18 protein-coding genes and 1 tRNA gene are annotated in these 23,210 nt (G+C 61.2%); 14 read left to right on the top strand and 5 right to left on the bottom strand.

Going from position 1 to position 23,210, the window contains the following annotated elements; translation table 11 throughout:
- Nucleotides 1-111 precede the first annotated feature (111 nt).
- Nucleotides 112-2,886 carry a DNA polymerase I gene (locus FYJ44_RS07480; protein ID WP_154510783.1) on the bottom strand — a complete coding sequence of 925 codons (2,775 nt, stop codon included), beginning with the start codon at nucleotides 2,884-2,886 and terminating at the stop codon, nucleotides 112-114.
- A gap of 81 nt (nucleotides 2,887-2,967) precedes the next feature.
- Here FYJ44_RS07480 and FYJ44_RS07475 point away from each other — a divergent pair, with 81 nt between their 5' ends.
- The 5 genes from FYJ44_RS07475 to FYJ44_RS07455 are packed head-to-tail and all read left to right on the top strand — an operon-like array spanning nucleotide 2,968 to nucleotide 7,642.
- Nucleotides 2,968-4,095: an MlaE family ABC transporter permease gene (locus FYJ44_RS07475; protein ID WP_154510781.1), complete on the top strand. Its 1,128-nt coding sequence runs from the start codon at nucleotides 2,968-2,970 to the stop codon at nucleotides 4,093-4,095.
- A gap of 1 nt (nucleotide 4,096) precedes the next feature.
- On the top strand, nucleotides 4,097-4,975 hold the full coding sequence (locus tag FYJ44_RS07470; RefSeq protein WP_154510779.1) for an ABC transporter ATP-binding protein: 879 nt from the start codon (nucleotides 4,097-4,099) through the stop codon (nucleotides 4,973-4,975).
- A complete protein-coding gene (locus tag FYJ44_RS07465) occupies nucleotides 4,972-5,937 on the top strand; it encodes an MlaD family protein (RefSeq protein WP_154510777.1) in 966 nt (321 codons plus the stop codon). The genes FYJ44_RS07470 and FYJ44_RS07465 overlap by 4 nt, the downstream gene beginning before the upstream one ends.
- Nucleotides 5,937-6,533 (top strand): PqiC family protein, encoded by a 597-nt coding sequence (locus tag FYJ44_RS07460; protein WP_154510775.1) that lies wholly within the window; start codon nucleotides 5,937-5,939, stop codon nucleotides 6,531-6,533. The genes FYJ44_RS07465 and FYJ44_RS07460 overlap by 1 nt, the downstream gene beginning before the upstream one ends.
- Nucleotides 6,530-7,642: an HD-GYP domain-containing protein gene (locus FYJ44_RS07455; RefSeq protein ID WP_288229926.1), complete on the top strand. Its 1,113-nt coding sequence runs from the start codon at nucleotides 6,530-6,532 to the stop codon at nucleotides 7,640-7,642. Before FYJ44_RS07460 ends, FYJ44_RS07455 begins: the two co-directional genes overlap by 4 nt.
- Nucleotides 7,643-7,714: 72 nt before the next feature.
- Here FYJ44_RS07455 and grpE read toward each other — a convergent pair whose 3' ends face one another.
- Nucleotides 7,715-8,311, bottom strand: a complete 597-nt coding sequence (grpE, locus tag FYJ44_RS07450) for a nucleotide exchange factor GrpE (RefSeq protein WP_154510773.1) — start codon at nucleotides 8,309-8,311, stop codon at nucleotides 7,715-7,717.
- 193 nt (nucleotides 8,312-8,504) lie between these two features.
- Between grpE and hisD the strand changes: the two genes are divergently transcribed.
- From hisD to FYJ44_RS07425, 5 genes are all read left to right on the top strand, one after another.
- Nucleotides 8,505-9,809, top strand: a complete 1,305-nt coding sequence (hisD, locus tag FYJ44_RS07445; RefSeq protein WP_154510771.1) for a histidinol dehydrogenase — start codon at nucleotides 8,505-8,507, stop codon at nucleotides 9,807-9,809.
- Between the two features lie 18 nt (nucleotides 9,810-9,827).
- Nucleotides 9,828-10,715 carry a phosphoribosylaminoimidazolesuccinocarboxamide synthase gene (locus FYJ44_RS07440; RefSeq protein ID WP_154510769.1) on the top strand — a complete coding sequence of 296 codons (888 nt, stop codon included), beginning with the start codon at nucleotides 9,828-9,830 and terminating at the stop codon, nucleotides 10,713-10,715.
- Between the two features lie 67 nt (nucleotides 10,716-10,782).
- The gene (locus tag FYJ44_RS07435) at nucleotides 10,783-11,553 is read left to right on the top strand and encodes an enoyl-ACP reductase FabI (protein WP_154510767.1); all 771 of its coding nucleotides are present in this window, start codon (nucleotides 10,783-10,785) and stop codon (nucleotides 11,551-11,553) included.
- 13 nt (nucleotides 11,554-11,566) lie between these two features.
- On the top strand, nucleotides 11,567-11,707 hold the full coding sequence (locus tag FYJ44_RS07430; RefSeq protein WP_154510765.1) for a hypothetical protein: 141 nt from the start codon (nucleotides 11,567-11,569) through the stop codon (nucleotides 11,705-11,707).
- A 294-nt stretch (nucleotides 11,708-12,001) separates the two neighbouring features.
- Nucleotides 12,002-12,093: transfer RNA gene (locus FYJ44_RS07425), tRNA-Ser, on the top strand.
- Nucleotides 12,094-12,422: 329 nt separating this feature from the next.
- Here FYJ44_RS07425 and FYJ44_RS07420 read toward each other — a convergent pair.
- Complete coding sequence (locus FYJ44_RS07420; protein WP_154510763.1) at nucleotides 12,423-12,962, bottom strand: flavodoxin family protein; 540 nt, start codon at nucleotides 12,960-12,962, stop codon at nucleotides 12,423-12,425.
- Nucleotides 12,963-12,973: 11 nt separating this feature from the next.
- Complete coding sequence (locus FYJ44_RS14660) at nucleotides 12,974-13,309, bottom strand: NADPH-dependent FMN reductase family protein (RefSeq protein WP_154510761.1); 336 nt, start codon at nucleotides 13,307-13,309, stop codon at nucleotides 12,974-12,976.
- Nucleotides 13,310-14,455: 1,146 nt separating this feature from the next.
- On the opposite strand from FYJ44_RS14660, the gene FYJ44_RS07410 reads away from it, so the two are divergent.
- From FYJ44_RS07410 to creD, 4 genes are all read left to right on the top strand, one after another.
- The gene (locus FYJ44_RS07410) at nucleotides 14,456-17,152 is read left to right on the top strand and encodes an ATP-binding protein (RefSeq protein ID WP_154510759.1); all 2,697 of its coding nucleotides are present in this window, start codon (nucleotides 14,456-14,458) and stop codon (nucleotides 17,150-17,152) included.
- Nucleotides 17,153-17,645: 493 nt separating this feature from the next.
- Nucleotides 17,646-19,148, top strand: coding sequence for an SEL1-like repeat protein (locus FYJ44_RS07405; protein WP_229772588.1), 1,503 nt, complete (start codon nucleotides 17,646-17,648; stop codon nucleotides 19,146-19,148).
- Nucleotides 19,149-19,228: 80 nt separating this feature from the next.
- The gene (locus FYJ44_RS07400) at nucleotides 19,229-20,170 is read left to right on the top strand and encodes a symporter (protein WP_154510757.1); all 942 of its coding nucleotides are present in this window, start codon (nucleotides 19,229-19,231) and stop codon (nucleotides 20,168-20,170) included.
- 25 nt (nucleotides 20,171-20,195) lie between these two features.
- Nucleotides 20,196-21,818 (top strand): cell envelope integrity protein CreD, encoded by a 1,623-nt coding sequence (creD, locus tag FYJ44_RS07395; protein ID WP_154510755.1) that lies wholly within the window; start codon nucleotides 20,196-20,198, stop codon nucleotides 21,816-21,818.
- A gap of 71 nt (nucleotides 21,819-21,889) precedes the next feature.
- On the opposite strand, the gene FYJ44_RS07390 is transcribed toward creD, so the two are convergent.
- The gene (locus FYJ44_RS07390) at nucleotides 21,890-23,143 is read right to left on the bottom strand and encodes a competence/damage-inducible protein A (protein ID WP_154510753.1); all 1,254 of its coding nucleotides are present in this window, start codon (nucleotides 23,141-23,143) and stop codon (nucleotides 21,890-21,892) included.
- Nucleotides 23,144-23,210: the final 67 nt, after the last annotated feature.

Genomic DNA, 23,210 nt, shown 5'->3' with positions numbered 1-23,210 from the left:
CAATTACAAAAAATGTTTTCCAAAAGGCTGTTTCAAGTTTTGCTTCTCCCAAGATGCATTTTGTCTTTTGACGCAGTCCAAGGGGCAAAAGACGCTTGGGAGAGGCAAAACCTAGTGGGCGGTGCCCCAGTCATGCCCCGTCCCCCAATCCACCACCAGCGGCACGGAAAGCGCCTCGCCGCCGGGGGTCACCGCGCCCATCAGGGCGGCCACCCGCGCGCCGGCCTCGGGCCCGGCGTCTTCCGGCGCTTCCAGCAAAAGTTCGTCGTGCACCTGCAACAGCAGGCGGGCGTCCATGCGCCGCAGTTCCTCGTCACGGGCCACGGCCAGCATGGCCAGCTTGATGATGTCCGCCGCCGAGCCCTGGATGACCGTGTTGATGGCCTGCCGCCGGGCCAGGGCGAAGGCCTGGCCGTTGGCCGAGAGAATGTCAGGCAGCAGACGGCGGCGGCCGCCCAGGGTGGTCACGTAGCCTTGGCGCTTGGCCGTGGCCTCCACCTCTTCATAGAAATTTTTAAGGCCCGTGAGCCGCTCGAAATAACGGGCGATGAATTCCTTGGCCTCGGCGCTGCTGATCTTGAGCTCCTGGCCCAGCTTCTGCGCGCCCATGCCGTAGATCAGGCCGAAGTTGATGGTCTTGGCGTTACGGCGCTGGTCCGGGCTGACCGCATCGGCGGGCAGATCATACACCAGGGCCGCGGTGCGGGCGTGGATGTCCTCGCCCCGGCGGAAGGCGTCCAGCAGAGCCGCGTCCTGGGACATATGGGCCAGCACGCGCAGCTCCACCTGAGAGTAGTCGGCGGAAACCAGGGTACGGCCCGGCCCGGCGATGAAGCAGGCCCGCATGCGCTTGCCCAGCGGGCCGCGCACCGGGATGTTCTGCAGATTGGGATTGCTGGAGGAGAGTCGCCCGGTGGCCGTGGCCTTCTGGTTGAAGGTGGTGTGGATGCGGCCTTGCCCGTCCACCAGGCGCGGCAGCGGATCCAGATAGGTGGAGCGCATTTTCTCCAGTTTGCGGAATTGCAATATGCTGTCCACCACGCTGTGGCGTCCGGCCAGTTTTTCCAAGGTCTGCTGGCTGGTGGAAGCCTGTCCGCCCTTGGTCTTGCGCGGCGAGGGCAGATTCAGGGTGTTGAACAGCACATCGCCCAGTTGCTGGGCCGAGCGGATGTTGAAGGTCGTGCCCGCCGCCGCGTACACCTCTGCGGTGAGGCGGTCCAGCTCATGCTGCACGTCGGACAGAAAAGCCTGAAACGCGGCGGCGTCAATGGCCACACCGCGCCCCTCCATCTCGGCCAGCACCGGCGTGAGCGGGAGTTCCAGGGCATTGTACAAGTCGCGCAGGTCGTCGCGGGCCAGGCGGTTTTCCAGCGCTTCGGCCATGGCCAGCGCCAGCCGGGCCGGGCCGCCGCCCTCCGGTTTCAGGGAGGCTCCCCAGCGCGCGGCCAGCCGGGGCCAGCCGTAGTCGCTTTCCTCGGGATTGAGCAGATAGGCGGCCAGGCCCAGATCGAAACAGCGCGGCGGCGTTTCGCCCAAAGGCAAATCGCGCCAGCAGGGCGCGGCGGTGAGCAGGGCCTTGAGGTCGGCCACCACCAGCCGCCGGGCCGGTTGCAACCAGACGCAGAGAGCATCCATGCGTCCGGTCCAGCAGTATTCCGCCACGTCCGCAGCCCCGGACAAGGAATCGCCCACGGCCAGATGCGGCGGCTGCTTGGGGCCCTGCGGCCAGATCAGGGCCACCGGGCGGCCCGCGCAGTCCGGCAGGGAGGCCGCGTCGGACAGTTCGGGCGCCAGGGGTTCCTCCACCGCTTCCAGCAGGCTCATCTGCGCGCCCGCGCGGATCTGAGGACGCGCCGCGCCGCCGGGCTGCGCGGACGCGGCTGAAGCCGTTTGTACCCCGTTCTTCCGCGTGGCGGCCGCGTCGGCGGCCTCAGCAAGAGGCGCGGCAGTGCCGGCCTGCTCCACCGGACGCGACGCAGCCGTCTCATCCTCGCTCAAGCGGCGCAGCAGCGCGGCCATTTCCCGGCGCAGGGCGAAAAGTTCGAATTCCTCGGCCAGGGAGCGGCATTCAGGCACGTCCAGCGGCTGCACGGCCAGATCGTTCAGATGCAGATCCGTGCAGACCTGGAGCGAGAGCGTGGTCAGTTCGCGCCAAGTGAACATGTCCTCCAGATGGCCGCGCATCTTGTCCTGGATTTTGGGCGGCAGCAGGGCGAAATGATCCCGGATGTCCTCCAGACTGGGGCAGATCTCGAAAATCTGGCGCGCGGTCTTGGGGCCGATGCCCGGCACGCCGGGGATATTGTCGCTGGCGTCGCCCACCAGGGCCTGCACGTCGGGCCACTGGGCCGGGCTGACCCCGCTTTCGGCCCGGAATTCGGCCTCGCTGAGCAGTTTTTCCTCGCGCGCCGCCGGATCCCACATATAGACGTTGGGGCCCAGACACTGCTTCAGATCCTTGTCGCCGCTGACGATGACCACCGGATGCTCGGCGGAAAAACGGGCCGCCAGGGAGGCTATGCAGTCGTCGGCCTCGCAGCCCTCGGAAATTTCCAGCTTGAGGCCCAGCGCCCGCACCATGCGCAAGATGGGGTCGATCTGGCGCGCCAGATCCTCGGGCATGGCGTCACGGTTGGCCTTGTAGAGCGGAAAAATCTCGTGCCGGAAATTCTTGCCCTTGCCGTCCTTGACGAAAGCGAAATACCTGGGCCGCTCCTCGCGCAGGATGCGCAAGAGCACGCGGGTCACCACCACCAGGGCGTTGGTGGGAAAACCGTCGGAGCGCTGCATATTTTTATTGGCAAAAAATCCCCGGTAAATAAAGGCGGAACCGTCCATCAAAAAAATGGGATCAGCGGCAAGGCCCAGGCGTTCTTTCAGTGACATGGCGGCAGTGGGGTTGAGGTTTGCGCGGTGCGGCCGGCGCCGCTGCTTGCGGAGAACAGATGCTGCGGGTATAGTATAGGGATGGAAACAAGTCCGCAAGTGACAGCTTCGGCCAGGGGGCCGCTCTGGCTCGTAAACGTGGGCGGCCGCTGGAATATGGAAGAGCCCTGGCCCGAAGAGGCCGACGCGGCTCTGACCGGCCTTGCGGACCAACGTGTGCGCGAACTGCGCCTGGAGGCTACGGATCTGGGCCAGTGGGACACCAGCCTGCTGGTCTTTCTGGTCCAGTTGGTCAAGGCCGCGCGCGCCCGCGAGCTCTCCGTGGAGCTGGATTTGCCGGAAGGCCTGAAACGCCTGCTGCACATGGCCTTCGCCGTGCCCGCCCAGGAAGGCGCGGCCCGCAAAAAAGCCGACACGTCCTTTTTATACCGGATGGGGGACAGCGTCGTCTCCCTGCCGCCCAAGGCGGCGGACTTTCTCAATTTCTGCGGCGAAGTCACGCTCTCGCTCTGGCGGCTTTTCCTGGGCCGCGCCAAGATGCGCCCGCAGGATTTCGTGGCGGCCATGCACGAATGCGGCGTGCAGGCCCTGCCGATCATTTCCCTCACCAGCCTGCTCTTCGGCCTGATCCTGGCCTTTGTGGGCGCGGTGCAGCTGACCCAGTTCGGCGCGCAGATCTATGTGGCGGGCCTGGTGGGCATCGGCATGCTGCGGGTCATGGGCGCGATCATGGTGGGCGTGGTCATGTCGGGCCGGGTGGGCGCGGCTTACGCGGCCCTCATCGGCACCATGCAGGTCAACGAAGAAGTGGACGCCCTGTCCACCCTGGGCATTTCGCCCGTGGACTTTCTGGTGCTGCCGCGCGTGCTGGCACTCACGGCCATGGTGCCCCTGCTGACCCTCTACGCCGACCTCATGGGCGTGCTGGGCGGCTATCTGGTGGGCGTTATGATGCTGGGCCTCAACCCCATGGAATATTTCAACGCCACCACCCAGATGGTGCCCTTCAAGCATGTGATCATCGGCCTGGTCTACGGCACGGTGTTCGGGGTCATCATCGCCGTGGCAGGCTGCTATCAGGGCATGCGCTGCGGGCGCAGCGCCCAGGCCGTGGGTCAGGCCACCACCACGGCGGTGGTCCATTCCATTGTGGGCATCATCGTGGCCACGGCCGTCATCACCGTCATCTGCAACGTGCTGGGCGTCTGACATGACCAGGGAAACGGACGCGAAAAATACGCCGACGGCGGAACCCGCCGGAACGGACGGACGCGAGATCCGGGTCAGCGTGCGTGACCTCCAGGTAGGCTACGGCTCTTTTGTGCTCATGCGCGACGTGAATTTCGACGTGCGCGCCGGAGATGTCTTTTTCATCATGGGCGGTTCGGGCTGCGGCAAAAGCACTCTGCTGCGGGTGCTCATGGGCCTCAAGTCCCCCCAGGCCGGACAGGTGCTCTACGACGGCACGGACTTCTGGGGCGGCGGCGAGGACGCGCGCCGCCGGATCATGCGCCACGCGGGCGTGCTCTTCCAGGGCGGAGCGCTGTGGAGTTCCATGACCCTGGCCGAAAATGTGGGCCTGCCCCTCCAGCAGTACACGGACCTGGACGACGAGGAAATCCGCGAGCAGGCCTCACTCAAGCTGGCCCTGGCCGGACTGGCCGGCTTTGAGGATTACTACCCTTCGGAGATCAGCGGCGGCATGCGCAAGCGCGCCGGTCTGGCCCGCGCCCTGGCCCTGGACCCCCGGATCCTCTTTCTGGACGAGCCCTCCGCCGGTCTGGACCCGGTCAGCTCACGTCTGCTGGACGATCTGATTCTGGAACTGCGGGACACCCTGGGCACCACTTTCGTCATTGTCTCCCACGAACTGGCCAGCATTTTTTCCATTGCCAGCAACAGCATCTTTCTGGACGCCAAGACCCGCTCGGTCACGGCCAGGGGCAATCCCAACGAACTGGTCCGCGACCCCCATACCGAAAAACGCGCTCTGCTCTTCCTGACCAGAGGCGGCGGACGCGAAGCCCCCGCCGCCGGCCTCGCCGGTGACGCCGGGACAGCCCCGCCGGACAAGGATATCTCAGCATGACCTCACAAGCATACAAAACAACGGTGGGCGCTTTTGTGCTGGGCGGCATCGCCCTCTTCGCCCTGGGCGTGATCCTGCTGGGCGGGGGACGCCTGTTCAGCAGCGACGTCGAATACGTGCTGTATTTCGACGGTTCGGTGAGTGGCCTTTCCATCGGCGCGCCCGTGGTCTTTCGCGGCGTGCCCATGGGCAGCGTCACCCAGATCAGCCTGGTGGCCAATTCGCGCGACTCCAACGTGACCATCCCGGTGCTCATCCGCATTGACGAAAAAAGCTTCGTGCGCTCCAGCGGCACAGGCGTTTCCGAGTCCTTCCAGCAGGAGATCATCCGACGCATGGTCCAGCGCGGCCTGCGCGCCCGTCTGCAGTTGCAGAGCCTGATCACCGGCCAGTATCGCGTGGAGCTGGATTTTTATCCGGACACCCCGGCCAATTTCCGCTCCTCCACGCCGGACCTGGAAATTCCCACCGTGCCCTCGCCCATTGACACGCTCCAGCGCACCCTGGCCAAACTGCCCCTGGAGCAGATGGTCCATTCGCTGGATTCCATTCTGGAGAACCTGTCCCAGGCCCTGGCCGACGGCAAGCTCAAGGAGGGCATCGCCGCTTTTGCGGGCACCTTCGCCGAGGCGCAGCAGATACTCAAAGACAGCCCCCTGCGCAACGCGGCGGACAGCGCCCTGCAGCAGATCGACGGCGCGGCCAAGGCCGTGCGCCAGGAACTGCCCGGCGCGCTGGCGGCCTTCCGCGACGCCATGACCAATATGGCCCAGGCCGCCGAACAGTTGCGCAGGGCCACGGGATCGGCCGAGAGCGTGCTGGGGCGCGATTCACCGACCATGAACGACCTGCGCCGCCTGCTCAAGGAAGCCATCGCCGCGGCCCGTTCGCTGCGCGATCTCACGGATATGCTTGAACGCAACCCGGAAGCTCTGCTCAAGGGCAAAAAAGGAAAACGCTGATGTCACGCCGCCTTGTATTGCTGGCCGCGCTGCTGACGCTGCTGACCGCCTGCGGCCGCAGCACGCCCACAAATTATTATCTGCTGGAAAGTTCATTGGGACCGGTGCAGGCCGACGGCCTGCCCGCCAAAAGCCTGCGCGTGGCCCAGGTCAACGTGCCGGAATATCTGGACCGCAACGGCATCGTCAGCCGCGTGGACGGCCGGACCCGTCTGATCATAGCCGAGTTCCACGCCTGGGCCGAACCGCTGGGGCACGGCGTGCGCCGCGTCGTCCAGGAAACGCTGACCCCGCCGCTGCTGGCCGGGGGCGTCAATGTGCTGCCCTCCGGCGACGAGAGCAGCGGCGACTTCACCCTGCTGCTGGACGTGCAGCGCCTGGACGGAAATTTTGACGACAAGGCCGTGCTGGAGGCGCGCTGGTCGCTGCGGAACAGGGACGACGCCATTCTGGGCCGGGGCATCTATGCCGCCGAGGAAATGGTGGGGGGCAAAACCTATGACGTGCTGGTGAGCGCGGAAAGCCGCCTGGTACGCCGTATGGCGGAGTACCTGTCCGAAAAGCTGCCGCCGCTGATGGCCGGGAAAAAGTCGTGAGCCTCGCCGCCCCCTCCATTGCCAGCCGCGTGCTGATCGTGGACGATGCGCCGGAAAACCTGCGCATTCTGAGCGAAAGCCTGCGCGGGGACTATACCATCATGTTCGCCAAAAACGGCCAAGACGCCCTGCGCCTGGCCGCAGGCGACCCCACGCCGGACCTCATCCTGCTGGACGTGATCATGCCCGGCATGAACGGCTATGACGTCTGCCGCCGACTCAAGGAGTCGCAGCGCACCCGCGACATTCCGGTCATGTTCATCACGGCCCAGAACGAGGAAGTCGATGAGGCCGAGGGTCTTTCCCTGGGCGCGCAGGACTACATCAAAAAACCCTTTCAGGCCTCGCTGGTGCGCAGCCGTGTGGCCAACCAGCTGGAATTCAAACGCTACCGCGACCACCTTAAGGAACTGGTGGACGAGCGCACCCGCCAACTGGCCCTGACCCAGGAAGCCACCATTCACGCCATGGCCAGTCTGGCTGAATGGCGCGACCCGGAGACAGGAGCGCACATCAAGCGCACCCAGAATTACGTGCGGGCCCTGGCCGAACACATGGCGTCGCTGCCCAAGTACGCGGAACAGCTTAACGCGGACACCATCTCCTGGCTGTACCTGTCCGCGCCCCTGCACGACGTGGGCAAGGTGGCCATTGCCGACGCCGTGCTGCAGAAGCCGGGGCCGCTGACCGACGAGGAATACGAGGCCATGAAGGAACACACCGTGCGCGGGCGCGCGGTGCTGGCCTCGGCCGAGCAGGTGCTGGGCGGCAATTCCTTTTTGCGCGTCGCCAGCGACATCGCCTATTGCCACCACGAACGCTGGGACGGCATGGGCTATCCGCGCGGACTCAAGGGTGAGGAAATTCCCCTCTCGGCCCGGTTGATGAGCGTGGCCGACGTTTACGACGCCCTGCGCAGCCAGCGCGTCTACAAGCCGCCCATGAGCCACGACATGGCCGCAAAAATCATCCTGGCCGGACGCGGCACGCAGTTCGACCCGGATGTGGTGGACGCTTTCGCGGCCATTCAGGACCAGTTCCGGAACATTGCGGAGCACTATTCCGACCAAGATGAGGCCGACAGTCCGGCCGGAGCGCACGCCCGATAAGCGAAACCCCGCCGGGACGACCCGGCGGGGAAACAGTCGCGGACGCAAGGCGCGCCTTTTGGACGGCTCCGCCTACTGGTTGATCATCACCTTGGCCGGGCGCAGCAAGCGGTCGCCCAGCTTGTAGCCCCGCTGGAGCACGCGGGCCACCACGCCGGGGGCGAGATCCGGCCTGGCCTCAAAGCCCACGGCCTCGTGCACTTCCGGGCTGAATTCCTCGCCCTCTTCGCCCAGCGGCGTCAGGCCGTGTTTGGTCACGGCTTCCAGCAGCAGTTTGCGGGTCATGGCCACGCCCTGCAACATGTCCTTGCAGGCCTCGTGCTTGCTTCCGTATTGCAGGGCCAGATCCAGATTGTCCAGCGTGGGCAGCAGATCGCTGAGCACCTTTTCGGCGGCATAGCGCATCTGTTCCTGATGCTCGCGGTTGAGACGCTTTTTGAAATTGTCCATTTCCGCGGCCGAGCGCAGGCGCAGCTCTTCTACCTCGGCCTTGATGCGCGCCTCGACCTGCGACTGTTCCGCCGCGGCCTCCGCGTCTTCCGCCGCCAGGGCTTCTTCGCCGTCCGGGTTCAGGCCCTCCTGATCCGGCCGGGATTCGCCGTTTTCATCTTGCAATTCCTCGCCGGCCTGAGCCGCCCGCATATATGACTGCATCGTATGACGCCGCATGCTTCCTCCTGAAACGCGCCCCGACAACGTCATCCGGCGGATGCACACTAGGGCGGTGTATATCTGTATTGAGTAAGGTCGCCGCGCCCCGCTGTCAAGATGCGGCCGCGCCGGTGAAGTTCATTGCCGCCGCGCGCCTCGACATTTTTGCGTCCCTCCTGTATATTAGTCCGATTGCTGAGAGGACTAGCTTATGACATGCCGTATTTTGACCCTACAGACTGATCAGGAATGGCCCAAAGCCGCCCAATGGCTGAAGGGCCGCAGCAACCCCGGCGACGGGGTTGAAAACGCGGTGCGGGACATGCTCACCGCCGTGCGGGAGAAGGGCGACGACGCTCTTGTTGATTTCACCCGCCGTTTCGACTGTCCGGATTTCGCGCCGCCCCTGCGCGTGAGCGAACAGGAAATCGCCCGCGCCGCCGCCTCGGTTTCCGTGGAAAGCCGGGAGCAGATCAGCGGAGCCGCAGCCAATATCCGCGCCTTCCACGAAGCCCAGTTGGAGAAATCCTGGTTTCTGACCCGCCCGGACGGCAGCATTCTGGGCCAGCGGGTTCTGCCTGTGGACGCCGTGGGTCTGTACGTGCCCGGCGGCCAGGGCGGCAACACGCCTCTGGTTTCCAGCCTGCTGATGAACGCCATTCCCGCCCAGGTGGCGGGCGTGCCGCGCCTGGCGGTCTGCACTCCGCCCCGCAAGGACGGCAGCGTCAATCCGCATATTCTGGCCGCCGCCCATCTGCTGGACATCGACGAAGTCTACCGCGTGGGCGGAGCCTGGAGCATCGCGGCCCTGGCCTACGGCACGCCGAGCCTGCCGCCCGTGGACGTCATCGCCGGGCCGGGCAATATTTATGTCACCACGGCCAAGCGCCTGGTTCAGGGCACGGTGGGCATCGACATGATCGCCGGGCCCAGCGAAGTCCTGGTGCTGGCCGATTCATCGGCCAATCCCGCCTGGATCGCGGCGGACATGCTCTCCCAGGCCGAGCACGATCCCCTGGCCTCGGCCATCTGCATTACGGACGACCCCCGGCTGGCCGAAAGCATCCAGCAGGAGCTGGACAGCCAGTGCGCGAGCCTGCCCAGAGCGCAGACCGCCGGGCGCTCGCTGCTGGACTGGGGGGCCATCGTGGTGGTGCCCAACCTCAGCGTGGCCGTGGCCGTGGCCAATCGCGTGGCCCCGGAGCATCTGGAAATCTGCACCCGCGACCCCTGGGCCGTGCTGCCGCACATCCGTCACGCGGGCGCGGTCTTCATGGGCCAGCACAGCCCCGAGGCTGTGGGCGACTACTACGCCGGGCCCAACCATGTGTTGCCCACCCTGGGCACAGCGCGCTTTTCCTCGGCCCTTTCCGTGCAGACCTTCTGCAAAAAAACCAGCATCGTGGCCGCGTCCTCGGCCTTTCTGCTGCAAAACGCCCCGGCCATTGCCGCGCTGGCCCGTCTGGAAGGACTGGAAGCCCACGCCCGCTCGGTGGAAGCCCGCCGGCACAAATAGCGCACAACAGGAGCCCCCATGAAAGTCGTCGTCAAAACGGACATCACCGCCTATCCCCTGCTTTCGCGCGGCAAAGTGCGCGACATCTACAACGTGGACGAAAAAACCCTGCTCATCGTCACCACGGACCGCATGTCGGCCTTTGACGTGATCATGAGCGAGCCCATTCCCTACAAGGGCGTGATCCTGAACAAGATCACCCTGTTCTGGATGGAAAAATTCAGGGACATCATTCCCAACCATCTGCTAGAAAGCGACGTGAGCCGCTTCCCCTCCGCCCTGGATCCCTGGAAGGACGAGTTGGAAGGCCGCGCCGTGCTGGTGCGCAAGGCCAAGCCCCTGCCGGTGGAATGCATCGTGCGCGGCTATATCACGGGTTCCGGCTGGAAGGACTATCAGGCCACCGGCCAGGTCTGCGGCTACACCCTGCCCGAGGGTCTGCGCGAATCGGACAAACTGGAACCCGCCCTGTTCACGCCCTCCACCAAGGCGGAACTGGGCCGGCACGATGAAAACATCAGCGTGGCCGAGGCCGCCCGCCTGCTGGGCGAGGACACGGCCCGCCTGGCGGAAAAGACCTCCCTGGCCATTTACGAGGCCGGGCGCGCCTTTGCCGCCGGACGCGGCATCATCGTGGCGGACACCAAATTTGAATTCGGCTTTATCGACGGCCGTCTGCACCTCATCGACGAAGTGCTCACGCCCGATTCCTCGCGCTTCTGGCCCGCTGACCAGTACAAGGCCGGTCAGGGCCAGCCCAGTTTCGACAAGCAGTATCTGCGCGACTGGCTCAAGAAGCAGCCCTGGAACATGCAGCCGCCCCCGCCGCATCTGCCCGAGGAAGTCATCCGGGCCACGGCGGACCGCTACAAGGAAGCCTACGAAATTCTGACCCGGGAAATATAACGGGCATCGCCCTTTGCATAAACACCAACCAAAGGCCGGCGCGCCGGCTTGTTTTCAAGGAGAAGCCATGCTGCTGCAAGGTAAAAAAGCCCTGATCATGGGGCTCGCCAACAATAGAAGCATTGCCTACGGCATAGCCTCATGTCTTAAAGCCCAGGGGGCCCGGCTGGCCTTCAACTACGTGGGCGACGCCATCAAAAAACGTGTGGAACCCCTGAGCGAGGAACTCGGCGGGGAGTTCACCTTCCAGTGCGACGTCTGCGACGACGCCCAGATTCAGGCCGCCGCCGACCTGGTCAAGGAAAAATGGGGCGATCTGGACATTCTCGTGCATTCCGTGGCCTTCGCCAACCGCGAGGATCTGGCGGGCCGCTTCGTGGATACCTCGCGCGACGGCTTCAAGCTGGCCCTGGAGGTTTCCGCCTACTCGCTCACCGGGCTCTGCCGGGCCTTCGAGCCCCTGCTCCACGACGGCAGCTCGGTGATCACCATGACCTACCACGGCTCCACCAAGATCATTCCCGGCTACAACGTCATGGGCGTGGCCAAGGCCGCCCTGGAAGCCTCGGTGCGTTACCTGGCCTATGACCTGGGCCCCAAGGGCGTGCGCGTCAACGCCCTCAGCGCCGGGCCCATCAAGACCCTGGCCGCCTCGGCGGTGTCCAGTCTCAAGGACATTTTCAACCATGTGGAAACCCATGCCCCCCTGCGTCGCAACGTCAGCACCACGGATGTGGGAGGCGCGGCGGTCTTTCTGGCTTCGGAGCTCTCCCACGCTATCACCGGCGAAGTGATCTACGTGGACAGCGGCTTCAACCAGATCGGCATTTCGGCCTGACGGCGGCCCCGCCATGGACTATCTGACCCTCAACGCTCTGGGCATTACCCTGCTGGCCGCCTTCGGCCTCTGGGCCTTTCAGCGCGGAGCGCGGGGCGGCAAAAAACGTCCGCCGCGCTCCGGTGAGGACAAGAAGACGAAAGACAAATCCTGAACCGGCCGACGGCACGGGAAAAAACATGTTCTGGAGCATTCTGGCCATTGTGATTGTACTGGCCTTGGCCTGGCTTTTCAAAAAAGGCTGCGAAGGCACCCCCTTCGCCAATCACAGCCCGTGAGCGCCGTATATTGAGCACCTCCGGTGGAGGGAAAAAAGCGATACGCCCCCCGGCGGCAAGCCGCCGGACAATTTATGGTGATGCGGGCCGCACTTTTTGCTTGCGACTGACACGGTTTTAGCATATACAGATTCGGCTTTATGGACGAGCGTCAACGCTGGTCCATTTATGGAGAGGTGTCCGAGCTGGTCTAAGGAGCACGATTGGAAATCGTGTGTGCGTTAACAGCGCACCGGGAGTTCGAATCTCCCCCTCTCCGCCAGACATTACGGGGTTACCGCATTGCGGTAACCCTTTTTTATTGGCGGAACTTTCGCAATTGGTGATCGTCTGAAAAATCTCCGCCGCCTTCCTGTCACTTCAAGATCATGCGAATAGATCCTCCTGGTCTTGGGTTCTTCTTGTGCCCATTGCGGCTCTCTGAAGTTCGCGGCCGGGAGATGCCCCAAAGGTATGTGCACCGGAGTGCACGGTCCACTTGACGTCGCTTTTGGCGCGGTATTCCCAACTGCCATTGTAATCATCTGTCGTTACCTGGCCGCATGGAGCTCTGGATATTTCCCGCAGACATTTTTCCATGCGGTATCCTCCTCAGGCCCGACGACCCATTGCATAGGCTTCTTTCATAACCGGCATGGATTGAACAGCTCCGGCTTCATATACGCCTTTTCCGTAAATGACGCCACGCTCAACGGAACCCTTGAGGCATTTGGCAAAGCCGCGAAAACATTCGAGCGTACAGTCCATGACCGTGTCACTATTCTCTGCTGCTGTCATAATGTGGTAAAACTCCTTGTTTTTGATGGTCAGCCATTGCGCCACAGTGCGATCAATGAGGGGCTTCATCCGGGCATCAATGGCATAGAAATAGACGGGACTGGCCATGACGATCACATCGGCGTCATTCATCTTGTCGAGGATATCCGCCATATCATCCTTGATGGCACAGACGCCGCCGCTGTTCTTGCAGTGGTAACAGGCCAGACAATAGCCGATTTTCTTGTCACGCAAGAAAATCGTTTCCACATGATGCCCGCTTTCCTCCGCGCCGCGCGTGAATTCACGGCACAAGGCGGCGGAGTTGCCGTTTTTGCGCTGGCTGCTCGCCGGAACAAGAAACTGTTTGCTCATGGTTTTCTCCTTTATCTTTTGAAGCCGAGTTTCTTCAGCCATTCCGCCACGCCGGATTCCGCCTGCTCCATGCGGTTCCGGGAAATGGTAAAGTCTTCTCTTACGACATGGGCTTTCGGCTGGAGTCCGGCAATGGTCTCAATGGCGTCGGAAAAGCCGCTGCCGCCATGCGTGGCGAACGGGATGACGGTCTTGCCGGATGAAACAGCGGAATCCGCAGTGGAGTTTTTATGGTTTGCCGTTGCCTGGTACGCCGGACACGGCATCAAAGTGGAGCGCGTCCTGACGGATAACGGCTCTTGCTCCACGTCGTGGAAGCTCCGAAAAGCTTGTTGCGAGCTGGGCATAAAGCATAAGCGCACACGGCCTTATCATCTCAACCTGGTGGTAAGGCGGAACGGTTCATCAGGACGACCTTAAAAGAGTGGGCATACGCAAGAACGTATACTCATTCGTGAAAACGAACAGCGTATCTGCCGATCTGGACGCAATGTTACAATTTCCTGCGTCCCCACACAGCTCTTGGCAGAAAACCTCCAGCCTCAAAACTCTCTGCGGGGTGAACAACGTGTTGACACTCTACATCTACCGCCGTCAGATTGCCGCCCGGCGCAAACTCCGGCCTCTTCCCCATGTGGACAGCACCCGGACGCGGCGGATGCCGCCGGATTTGTACAAGGCCAGAAGCTTCGAGTGGCACTCCCTACGGCGCGCAAGAGTTTTTTCTGAACCAGGATGAACGCCTGCCCGTTGACGTCGTGCATGCCGAGCATGTCTGGTGGTTTCCGGAAGAGGAAGGACCGGACTTCGGCTGCTTCAGAAGCAACGCCAACTTGCTCTTCGGGCATGAACATTTTGATCCGGACAGCGGCGCGGAACCGCTTAAGTGCCTGCTCTGCAGGGTGGAAGTCTGCGCCCCGCCCCCTGAAAAAAGCAAGGAACATGGCGAACGGAAATTCGTCATGTTCCTCACATCCGTTTCCGCGTCCCGGCCGTGCCCGGCGTTCACGGCCCCTTTGCTCTGTGCTGTCGTTCCTTGCCGCATTGGGGGAGCTTTGCGCCTGATGCTCTCGCTGATGGTCTGTACAGCGACGCCAACGCGCAGCAATATATCCGCATTGCGGGAATCTCCAGCCTGCCGCAAACCTGCCGCATTCCCCTACCCGGCGCGCGATAGCCCACGCGCCCCCTTCTCCGGCACCCGCCAGAAACTATACGCTCGGACAGTTGTCCGGAATCCGCTGCATCGGCGTCGCAGCAAGCTTAACACATTATTGAAGCCCGATGCCCGCGGCACAACACGCGCCGCATTGCGCCTTCGAGCTTCCCCGTCCACATTGCGGAGTATTTTCCCCTTCCCACGGGAGAGGCAATGAGGCCGCTGAGTCACCGACGGAATCGGTTCAGCCGCCCCCACAGGCTGGACAGCTAGGTAAATTTCTGCCATTAAATTAATAAGATATGAGGACCGCCCCGGTCAGGAAGGAAAGTGCATGGTTCAAAGCATGAATTTGAGGATGAAGCTGTTTCTCCTGATAACCCTGATAGTTACCATTACATTCAGCGTTGTAGGCCTTGTCGTCTCCTACCGGAGCATGGAGATGTCCAGAGAAGACGCTTTATCGTTGGCAGATCAAATGGCGGCCAAATACAGCTACGAAATAAAATCGGAACTTCAGGCAGCCCGTGTTTCATCAGAATCCCTGATGACGGTCTTCAAAACATTGATAGATCGCGGTGAAGCCGACAGGGACACCCTGAATGCGATTCTGCAGAATTCATTAAAACAAAAAAAATACATTATTTCATTCTGCGTGGCTTTCGAACCGAACAAACTGGACGGCAAAGACGCTGAATACGCCGGGCAATACCCGTTTTACGACAAGTCCGGCCGCTATGCGCCGTATTGGAGCATGCAGAATGGGGAAATAAGCGTAGAGCCTCTGTCGGATTTTGATGGAGACGCCTGGTATGCCGGGGCCAGAAATTCAGGAAAAGAATATATTACTGACCCTTTTTTCTATGACGTACAGGGAACGCCGGTATTGATGACAAGTCTGGTCTTTCCCATACTGATAAATGACGAATTTATTGGAATCGTTTCTTCCGATATGGCTTTGGAAAGCCTGCAGGATATGGTTTCACATGTCAATACCAGCGGCCTGAATGAATACACTGAAATCTACTCAAACGCTGGCATTATCGTCGCGCACCCTGAAGATCAGTACTTCAATAAAAATATTTATGCCACATCCGTATATAATATGCTGATATCAGATCCTTCCAAAGCCGGAGAAGCTTTGGAAATCGCAAACAATTATGTAAAAAATATGTCCCCGCAAGGCATGGGCGATAAAACGGCGGCCAACGAATACCATAACGCAGTCGCTTTTGTTGAAAACCTTGCCGCATATGCCGTGAAATCCGACGCTGCGAAACTGGATTTAGCCCTGCTTCCCAACATTCTGGCCAAGGAACTTCTGCAATTGGACGCGAAACGAGCCGCCGTTGCTGAAGAAGCGACCTCTTCAATTAAAAAAGGGAAAATGTTTTCCGTTACGGAAGATGGCTATTACAAAATATATATGCCCATTCAGTTCAGCGAAGACACAAACCCATGGTCTGTAGCCGTGAATGTACCCATGTCGGCAGTGCTGAAACGGTCCGATGAAATCAGAAATTATGTCATATTCGTGTCCGCTGCGGGAATAGCTCTCATTGCCATATTATTATACTTCATAACAAGAAATATAACAAAGCCGATTTTGGATTTGGCTTATTCCGCAAAACAGGTTGGCGAAGGAAGATTTAACGTAAATATACCGGAGTCAAAAAATAGAGATGAAGTAGGAATGCTTTCCACGGCGTTCAGAACCATGGTGGAGCAAATAAACAGCCTTATCAGCAGGTTGACCAGTTCTTCGGTAGAACTGAAAAAAAAGAATGAAGACCTGAAAGAACTCAACGAGGCCTTGATTGAAGCCAGAGATCAAGCCGAGTCATCAAACAGGGCAAAGTCAATATTTCTTTCCAATATGAGCCATGAAATGCGAACCCCGCTGAATGCCATCGTGGGGATGACCGCCATAGGCCAAAAAGCGAAAGAAGAGGAAAGGAAAAATGACGCTTTTCATAAAATCAAGGAAGCGTCTGCGCACCTTCTTTCGCTTATCAACGATGTTCTGGATATGTCTAAAATGGAAGCAAACAAGCTGGAGCTCTCATCTGCCAAATTCAACTTCCATAAAGTTATTGATGACTCCCTAAAGCTGGTAGATATTCAACTCCGAGCGAAACAACATAGATTGCAAATTGAAATTGACAAAGATATTCCGGAAATATTTATTGGTGATGATTTCAGGCTGTCCCAGGTCATCGTCAACCTGCTTTCCAATGCAATAAAATTCACTGAAAATCGGGGAAAACTCGGCCTCAGAGTGTTTGTCAGAGAAAGCGTAAATAATATCTATACGCTACAGTTCGAGGTTTCCGATACGGGAATCGGCATACGCCCGGAGCAGGCGGCAAAGCTGTTTCGCATGTTCGAGCAGGCCGACAGCAGCACTTCGCGCAATTTTGGCGGAACCGGTCTGGGTCTGGCGCTGTCCAAACGTATCGTTGAAATCATGGGAGGGGAAATCCGGGTTGAATCCGAAGCGGATAAGGGGTCTACGTTCTTCTTTACCGTCAAGCTGGAACGAAGCGCTGACAGCGGCGAACACGCCGGCCTGAATCCGGCGCATGCGGGCAGCGATACCCCGGAGCGGCAGGCAGATGACGGCGCGCAATCCGCGGGCGTTGAAAATCAACCCGATTTCAGCGGCAAAAGAATACTTCTCGCTGAAGATATTGAGATCAATCGCGAAGTTGTCATTGCCATGCTTGAGGCGACAAATATTCAAATCGACTGCGCCGTGAACGGCAAAGAAGCGTATGAGATGTTTGCCGCCAATCCCGATAACTACGATGCCATTCTCATGGATATTCAAATGCCCGTTCTGGACGGCGTTGAAGCCGCAAAGCTTATCCGGGCGCTTGATAAAGACGTGCCGATCATCGCTCTGACGGCGAATGTATTCAAGGAAGATGTGGAAAAATATTTTGAAATAGGAATGAGCGACCATATCGGCAAACCTCTGGATTTTGACCTGACGATCAAACTTCTGAGTAAATATCTGCACAGAACATAACCGCTCGCTACCCCAGCAAAATCGTTTTATAATCCTAAAAAATTCTTATATATCACTATATTAATGAATAGTTGCATGAAAATTCAAATTCGTCGGTAATTGTTTGTAATTGAAGCTGTGGGCCGTTGCAAACTGAAGCATCCTTCCTTCTCGCTCCTGTCTGCGAAAAATTACGATAGTCAAGATTGTTCAGAACGCCTTGACCGTCTTTGCTTGCAGACCACTCCGGTTTCATATCGCGTCAGTTCCGTAAAATCATGCGGCATACTCCGCAAAAGCCCTCTGGTATAAACGTGCAAATCAATATAAGCTAGCTGGAGTTTTTGCTTTTTCTCCTGCCGCGTCCCCGGCGGAAAGAAAACGGGCTGACGGTTTTTCCTAAAGCGCTTCGGCCCCGGAACCGGCTACGGACCGTTGCTCTTGCCTGTTGCTCGCATGCTCACGGCAAAACAAGCGCATGGCGCATGGCTTTTTCCGCCTGGAAGGACGAGGAATGAAAAAATCGTTTTGGCTTCTGCTGCTTGCCGTCTGCATGACAGCCCTGGCCGCCGCGCCGGGCCGAGCGGAGGGAGTTCATGGCGGCTGTTTTCCTTCGGACACGGCCGGGACTGAAAACGCGGCCCGACCCGGAACGGCGTCGTCCGCCGGTCCGGAGTTAAGCCAACCTGACGATCAGTACGACAGCCTGTATGACGACGCCGGAGTCATTACGCCTGCCTTTAAACGCCTGGAGGCCCTTTACAAGACCGGCGACATCCGTGAGGCCTACGCCGGGTGGCTGCAACTGGCCCGGCAGGGAGACATGTTTGCCATGGCCACCCTGGCGGCGGTCAGCCGCGCGCACGCCGGGCAGGTCTGGCCGGTGCCGCCGGAATTTTGGGAAAACTGGATCCTGGCTCTGCTGGGTGAGGGTGAAGGCGGCTATGTGCTGGGCGTGCAGTATGCCATGCTGAACGGGCAACGCGAACCGGCCGTTAAAAGCGGAGAATTTTTCCTGCAAAGCGCCCGGACCGGGCATTGGGCCGGTATGTACGGAGCCTTCGTCACCGTCCGGGAGCGGGAGAACGCGTCTTTTACGCTCCCGGCCACGCCTCCGGTCGCGCCCATTCCGACCCGTTTCATAGATGACCGCAATGACGAGGCGCGCTACTGGCTGACCAAGGCGGCGGACACGGGCTATTGGAAGGCCGCCGGACTTCTGGCGGCATACTGCGTCAATCCCAGGAAGGGGACTGCGGATTACGCCCGGGCGGAGCATTACGCCGTCATTGCCGCTGAAAACGGCTCTGTGGAAAGCGCGCTGGCTCTGGGCACGGGCTACGCGGAAGGTATTTTTCAAAACCGCGCCCGCTGCGACGGCTATTTCACGTATATGCTTCTGGCGGACAGGCTCAGATACCACAGTGATCCAAGCATCGGGCGCATCAGCAGCCTGATCCGGCATATAAAATCCAATCCCGAATGTCAGGAAGCGGATACGGTTGCCGCCGCGCTGGCTGAAAGCAAACGCCTCTACGAAATATGGAAAAGCCGCCGCGCCGGGCAGCAGCGGGAGAAAGCCGCGCTGTACGCCAGGGCCGCAAAGCGGCTGCCCGAAGTCGTCGCCGCGTATGAGAAAGCCCTTGAAAACGGCTCTGTGGAAAGCGCGCTGGCTCTGGGCACGGGCTACGCGGAAGGTATTTTTCAAAACCGCGCCCGCTGCGACGGCTATTTCACGTATATGCTTCTGGCGGACAGGCTCAGATACCACAGTGATCCAAGCATCGGGCGCATCAGCAGCCTGATCCGGCATATAAAATCCAATCCCGAATGTCAGGAAGCGGATACGGTTGCCGCCGCGCTGGCTGAAAGCAAACGCCTCTACGAAATATGGAAAAGCCGCCGCGCCGGGCAGCAGCGGGAGAAAGCCGCGCTGTACGCCAGGGCCGCAAAGCGGCTGCCCGAAGTCGTCGCCGCGTATGAGAAAGCCCTGCATGAGGGCGCCGTGCGGCATTGATCCCGCCGCGACGCCGGAAGCCGGTCTTGTTTTTTACGGCATAAGCGGGCAAGCTGCCTGAAATACGCTGGAAGGATTTCATGCAGCTTCGCGACCTGATCATGGTGTTCGCCTCCTTCGCTTCCATGGCCGCCGGGGTCTTTCTGCCCGAACTGGCCGGTTCGCTGGAGGCCATGCCCCGCCTGATGCTGATAGTCATGCTCTACCTCAGCTTTCTGGCAGTGGGCGCGGGCGCCCTCTGGGGCGAGCTGCGCGTCATGTCCGGCGTCGTCTGTCGGCTCACGCTCCTGCGTCTGATCGTGCTGCCGGTCCTTACTTTTGCCGTCTTCCGCCTGATCATGCCCGAATTTTCCCTGGGCGCGCTGCTGCTGGGCGCGGCGCCGGTGGGGGTCATGGCCGCCGTGTTTTCGCTCATGCTCGGGGCCAATACCGCCCTGATCCTGGTGGGCAACATCGTCACCTCTCTGCTGCTGCCGCTCAGCCTGCCGCTGCTGCTTTCCTGCACGGACGGCGCGTTGCGCGCCATGGGCGCGGGCGGCCTGGACCTGCCGGAAAACTTCTCTCTGGGCGGCATGACCATCTCGCTCTGCATCACCATTCTGCTGCCCTTTGCGGCGGCCATGCTCACCCGGGGCCTGCCCCGGCTGACCGCGGGCATCCTGCGCCGCCAGTTTCCCCTGCTCACTACGGCCATCGTCATTTCCAATCTTGGCATCTTCAGCAATTACGCCGGGGTGCTGCGCCAGTCGCCCTCCCTGATCCTGCACGCCCTGCTGGCGGCCTGCCTGCTCTGCGTGGTGATGACCATCGCTGCCCTGCCCGCCACGCGCGGGATGTCCCGCCAGGTGCGGCTGGCCTTTCTGATTTCATTCGGCGTCATCAACAACATCCTGCTGATGATCGTCAGCAACGAATTCTTTAGCGTCAACGAAGCCCTGATGGGCGCGGCCTATCTTGCGCCGCTCTACATCCTGCTGTTTTATTACCGCTATTGCAGCCGGTCGCCCGCCCCGGCCCGCTGAGGCCGCGCATGCGCCGGGAGGAGATATGGAAGTGATACTGCTTTCCGCAGCCGGGCTGGTTGTCCTGCTGCTGGCCCTGTTCGGCGCTTTCTGCTGCGTCCGCCGGATTTTTTTCCGCAAGCGGCCGCTTTCGTTGCGGCCAGCTGAAACCGAAGGGCAGATGGCCAGAAAGGACAAGCCTGAAAGCGCCGCGTTAATTCCCGGCGATGCGGCCCCCGCCGCCCGGCCGGACGCCGCCGACGGGGAGAATGCGCGCCCCCCGTCGGGATTGCGCCAACGCCCGATAAGCGCCGAATCCCTCCCGCCGGGGTCGCCTTTGTCCCGTTTCGCCATTGTGGCGGCCATCGCCCTGGCCTTGCTCATTCCCCTGCTGCTGGTCCAGAATCTTGTGGACGAACGGGCCTCCCTGTACCGCAACGTGGTCCAGGACATCAGCCGGACCTGGGGCGGCCAGCAGCAGTTGACCGGCCCCATGCTGCTCATTCCCTACACGGAACGCCAGATCACCCGCCGACGCGGCCCCGGAAAAGAGGCCACAGGCGGCGGAAATCAGGGAGATGAAACTATTACCGAAAGCCATTGGGCTCTGGGCCACTTCGTGCTGCTGCCCACGCGGGTTGACTTCAGCGGCGGCATGGTCCCGCAGGAACGTCGGCGCGGCATCTACCGCTCCCTGGTCTACACGGCTGACCTGCATCTCGCGGGGCGGTTCACCCTGCCCCCGGACGACGCCCTGAAACGGGCCGCCCCGGCCCTGGAAAGCGTCAACTACGCCGGAGCCTATGTGGTCATGGGGCTTTCCTACCCCAACGCCCTGCGCACCGTGGGGCCGCTGGTCTGGAACAAGGCCGAACTCAACGCCGAACCGGGCATTCAGCCCTTTTCAAAGCTGAAAAACGGCTTTCGCATTCCGGTACGGCTTTCGCCGGAGATCAGGGAATACACGTTTTCGCAACATCTGGTCTTCAACGGCAGCAGCGGCATCCGTTTCACGCCCGTGGGCGGCGTGACCAAAATCACCCTGGATTCGCCCTGGCCGCATCCCAGCTTTCAGGGCGACATTCTGCCGGTATCACGCGAAGTTACGGACCAAGGCTTCAAGGCCGCCTGGGAGATCCCGTCCCTGGCCCGCTCCTATCCCAATCTCGGCACGCTGAAAAGCTGGCCGGAGAATTTTACCGCCTTTGCCGCGGGCGTGGAGCTTTACGAAGCGGCCACGCATTACCACCTCATCGAGCGTTCGGTGAAGTACGGCATCCTGTTCATCGGCCTCACCTTCCTGGCCTTCATCATCTTCGAACTGGGCCTGCGCGCCCGTTTGCATCCCGTGCAATACGGCCTGGTGGGGCTGGCCATGGTGGTCTTTTATCTGGTGCTGCTTTCGCTTTCCGAGCACTTCTCTTTTCTGCCCTCCTACGCGGCGGCCTCGGCCTGCACCGTTCTGATGATCGCGCTCTATGTCGGCGCGGCCCTGCGCAACGTCAGGGAAGGCGTGGGCGTGGGCGTTCTGCTCACGGCTTTGTACACCCTGCTGTACGCCATTCTGCAGATGGAGGACTACGCCCTGCTCATGGGCACGGCGCTGGTGCTGGTGATGCTCGGCGCGCTGATGATGGTTTCGCGCAATCTCGCCTTTGAGCGGATGTGAAAAAGCACGGTCCGTTCTCCGAAAGGGAGGGCGGACCGCGCTCTGGCGATATGGGAACAGCGGTTCAGGCCTTAATCCGGATTCATGGGCAGGCCGAAGAGATAGCGCCGCAACAGATCCAAGGCATGGCCGGCGGCCCGGTTGCGGGTCCAGTCCCGGCCAAGATAGCGGCCCTGCGGGCGCATGACGCGCAGCCAGACGCCGTCCGCGGCGCTGAGGGCGATGTAGACCAGACCCACGGGCTTTCCGGGCGTGCCGCCGTCCGGCCCGGCAATGCCCGTAATGCCCAGGCCGAAGTCGCCGTTGTAGCGCGTGCGCGCATTTTCGGCCATGCAGCGGGCCACCTCCGGGCTCACGGCTCCGTGCGCGCGCAGCATATCCTCGGGCACGCCCAGCAAACGCATTTTGGCTTCATTGGCATAGGTCACCAGGCCCGTGCCGAAAACCGCCGACGCGCCGGGCTGGTCCGTGATTTTCTTGGCCAGCAGGCCGCCGGTGCAGGATTCCGCCGTGACCAGAGTCTGCCCACGGCGGATCAGTTCCGGCAGAACCACGCTTTCCAGACTGGAAACATTCACGCCGTAGACCACGTCGCCCAAACGTTCGCGCACGGCTTCCACCAGGGGAGCGGCCAAGGCTTCGGCAGCGGCGGCGTCTGCGGCCTTGGCCGTGACCCGCACGAACATTTCACCCTCGGTGGCGTAGGTGGCGGCCGTAGGGTTGGCGCCGCCGGTCAGGTCCTTGATGCGCAGCTCCGCCGCGCCTTCGCCGATGCCGAAGGTGTGCACCATGAAGGAAGCGATGGCCCCGTGGGCATAGCGCTGCAAAAAGGGCGTTACGTGCTCCCGCAGCATGGGCAGCAGCTCCGAGGGCGGGCCGGGCAGCAGGATCACGAACTTGCCGTCCCCGGCGGGCACGGCGCAGCCCGGCGCGGTGCCCACGGCATTGGGGAAGGCCACGGACCCGCGCGGCAGAAAAGCCTGCTTGCGCTGGTTGGCGCTCATGGGGCGGCTGCCGAAATATTCCCTGAGCTGTTCCAGGCTGGCCGCGTGTTCCTCCAGCGGAGCGCCGGTCACGCGGGCCACTGTTTCCTTGGTCAGATCGTCGTCCGTGGGACCCAGGCCGCCGGTAGTGATGACCAGGTCGCTGCGCGTCAGGGCTTCACGCAGCGCGTCCTCCAGACGTCCCGCATTGTCGCCCACCACATGGGCGTGCAGCAGGTCCACGCCCAGCGCCGAAAGTTCGCGCGCCACATGGGCCGCGTCGGTGTTGATGGTATGACCAAGCAAAAGCTCGGTGCCCACGGAGATGATTTCCGCCTTCATATGGCCTCGCTTGCTGTTGTCCGATGTTGGCCGGGCCGCTGCCCGGCGGCAATCAGCTTACGCTTCA

It is taken from the genome of Desulfovibrio porci, assembly GCF_009696265.1.
Taxonomy (GTDB): Bacteria; Desulfobacterota; Desulfovibrionia; order Desulfovibrionales; family Desulfovibrionaceae; genus Desulfovibrio; species Desulfovibrio porci.
The sequence above is the reverse complement of the archived record's forward strand: the minus strand, read 5'-3'. Positions and strand labels throughout refer to the sequence as shown.

Excerpts from the sequence above, each read along its gene's own strand:
- hisD (WP_154510771.1), top strand. The coding sequence starts at position 8,505 with ATGACATGCCGTATTTTGACCCTACAGACTGATCAGGAATGGCCCAAA.
- creD (WP_154510755.1), top strand. The coding sequence starts at position 20,196 with ATGGAAGTGATACTGCTTTCCGCAGCCGGGCTGGTTGTCCTGCTGCTG.
- FYJ44_RS07405 (WP_229772588.1), top strand. The coding sequence starts at position 17,646 with ATGAAAAAATCGTTTTGGCTTCTGCTGCTTGCCGTCTGCATGACAGCC.
- FYJ44_RS07460 (WP_154510775.1), top strand. The coding sequence starts at position 5,937 with ATGTCACGCCGCCTTGTATTGCTGGCCGCGCTGCTGACGCTGCTGACC.
- FYJ44_RS07435 (WP_154510767.1), top strand. The coding sequence starts at position 10,783 with ATGCTGCTGCAAGGTAAAAAAGCCCTGATCATGGGGCTCGCCAACAAT.
- FYJ44_RS07410 (WP_154510759.1), top strand. The coding sequence starts at position 14,456 with ATGGTTCAAAGCATGAATTTGAGGATGAAGCTGTTTCTCCTGATAACC.
- FYJ44_RS07390 (WP_154510753.1), bottom strand. The coding sequence starts at position 23,143 with ATGAAGGCGGAAATCATCTCCGTGGGCACCGAGCTTTTGCTTGGTCAT.
- grpE (WP_154510773.1), bottom strand. The coding sequence starts at position 8,311 with ATGCGGCGTCATACGATGCAGTCATATATGCGGGCGGCTCAGGCCGGC.
- FYJ44_RS07475 (WP_154510781.1), top strand. The coding sequence starts at position 2,968 with ATGGAAACAAGTCCGCAAGTGACAGCTTCGGCCAGGGGGCCGCTCTGG.
- FYJ44_RS07400 (WP_154510757.1), top strand. The coding sequence starts at position 19,229 with ATGCAGCTTCGCGACCTGATCATGGTGTTCGCCTCCTTCGCTTCCATG.
- FYJ44_RS07430 (WP_154510765.1), top strand. The coding sequence starts at position 11,567 with ATGGACTATCTGACCCTCAACGCTCTGGGCATTACCCTGCTGGCCGCC.
- FYJ44_RS07440 (WP_154510769.1), top strand. The coding sequence starts at position 9,828 with ATGAAAGTCGTCGTCAAAACGGACATCACCGCCTATCCCCTGCTTTCG.
- FYJ44_RS14660 (WP_154510761.1), bottom strand. The coding sequence starts at position 13,309 with ATGCCCAGCTCGCAACAAGCTTTTCGGAGCTTCCACGACGTGGAGCAA.
- FYJ44_RS07480 (WP_154510783.1), bottom strand. The coding sequence starts at position 2,886 with ATGTCACTGAAAGAACGCCTGGGCCTTGCCGCTGATCCCATTTTTTTG.
- FYJ44_RS07465 (WP_154510777.1), top strand. The coding sequence starts at position 4,972 with ATGACCTCACAAGCATACAAAACAACGGTGGGCGCTTTTGTGCTGGGC.
- FYJ44_RS07420 (WP_154510763.1), bottom strand. The coding sequence starts at position 12,962 with ATGAGCAAACAGTTTCTTGTTCCGGCGAGCAGCCAGCGCAAAAACGGC.
- FYJ44_RS07470 (WP_154510779.1), top strand. The coding sequence starts at position 4,097 with ATGACCAGGGAAACGGACGCGAAAAATACGCCGACGGCGGAACCCGCC.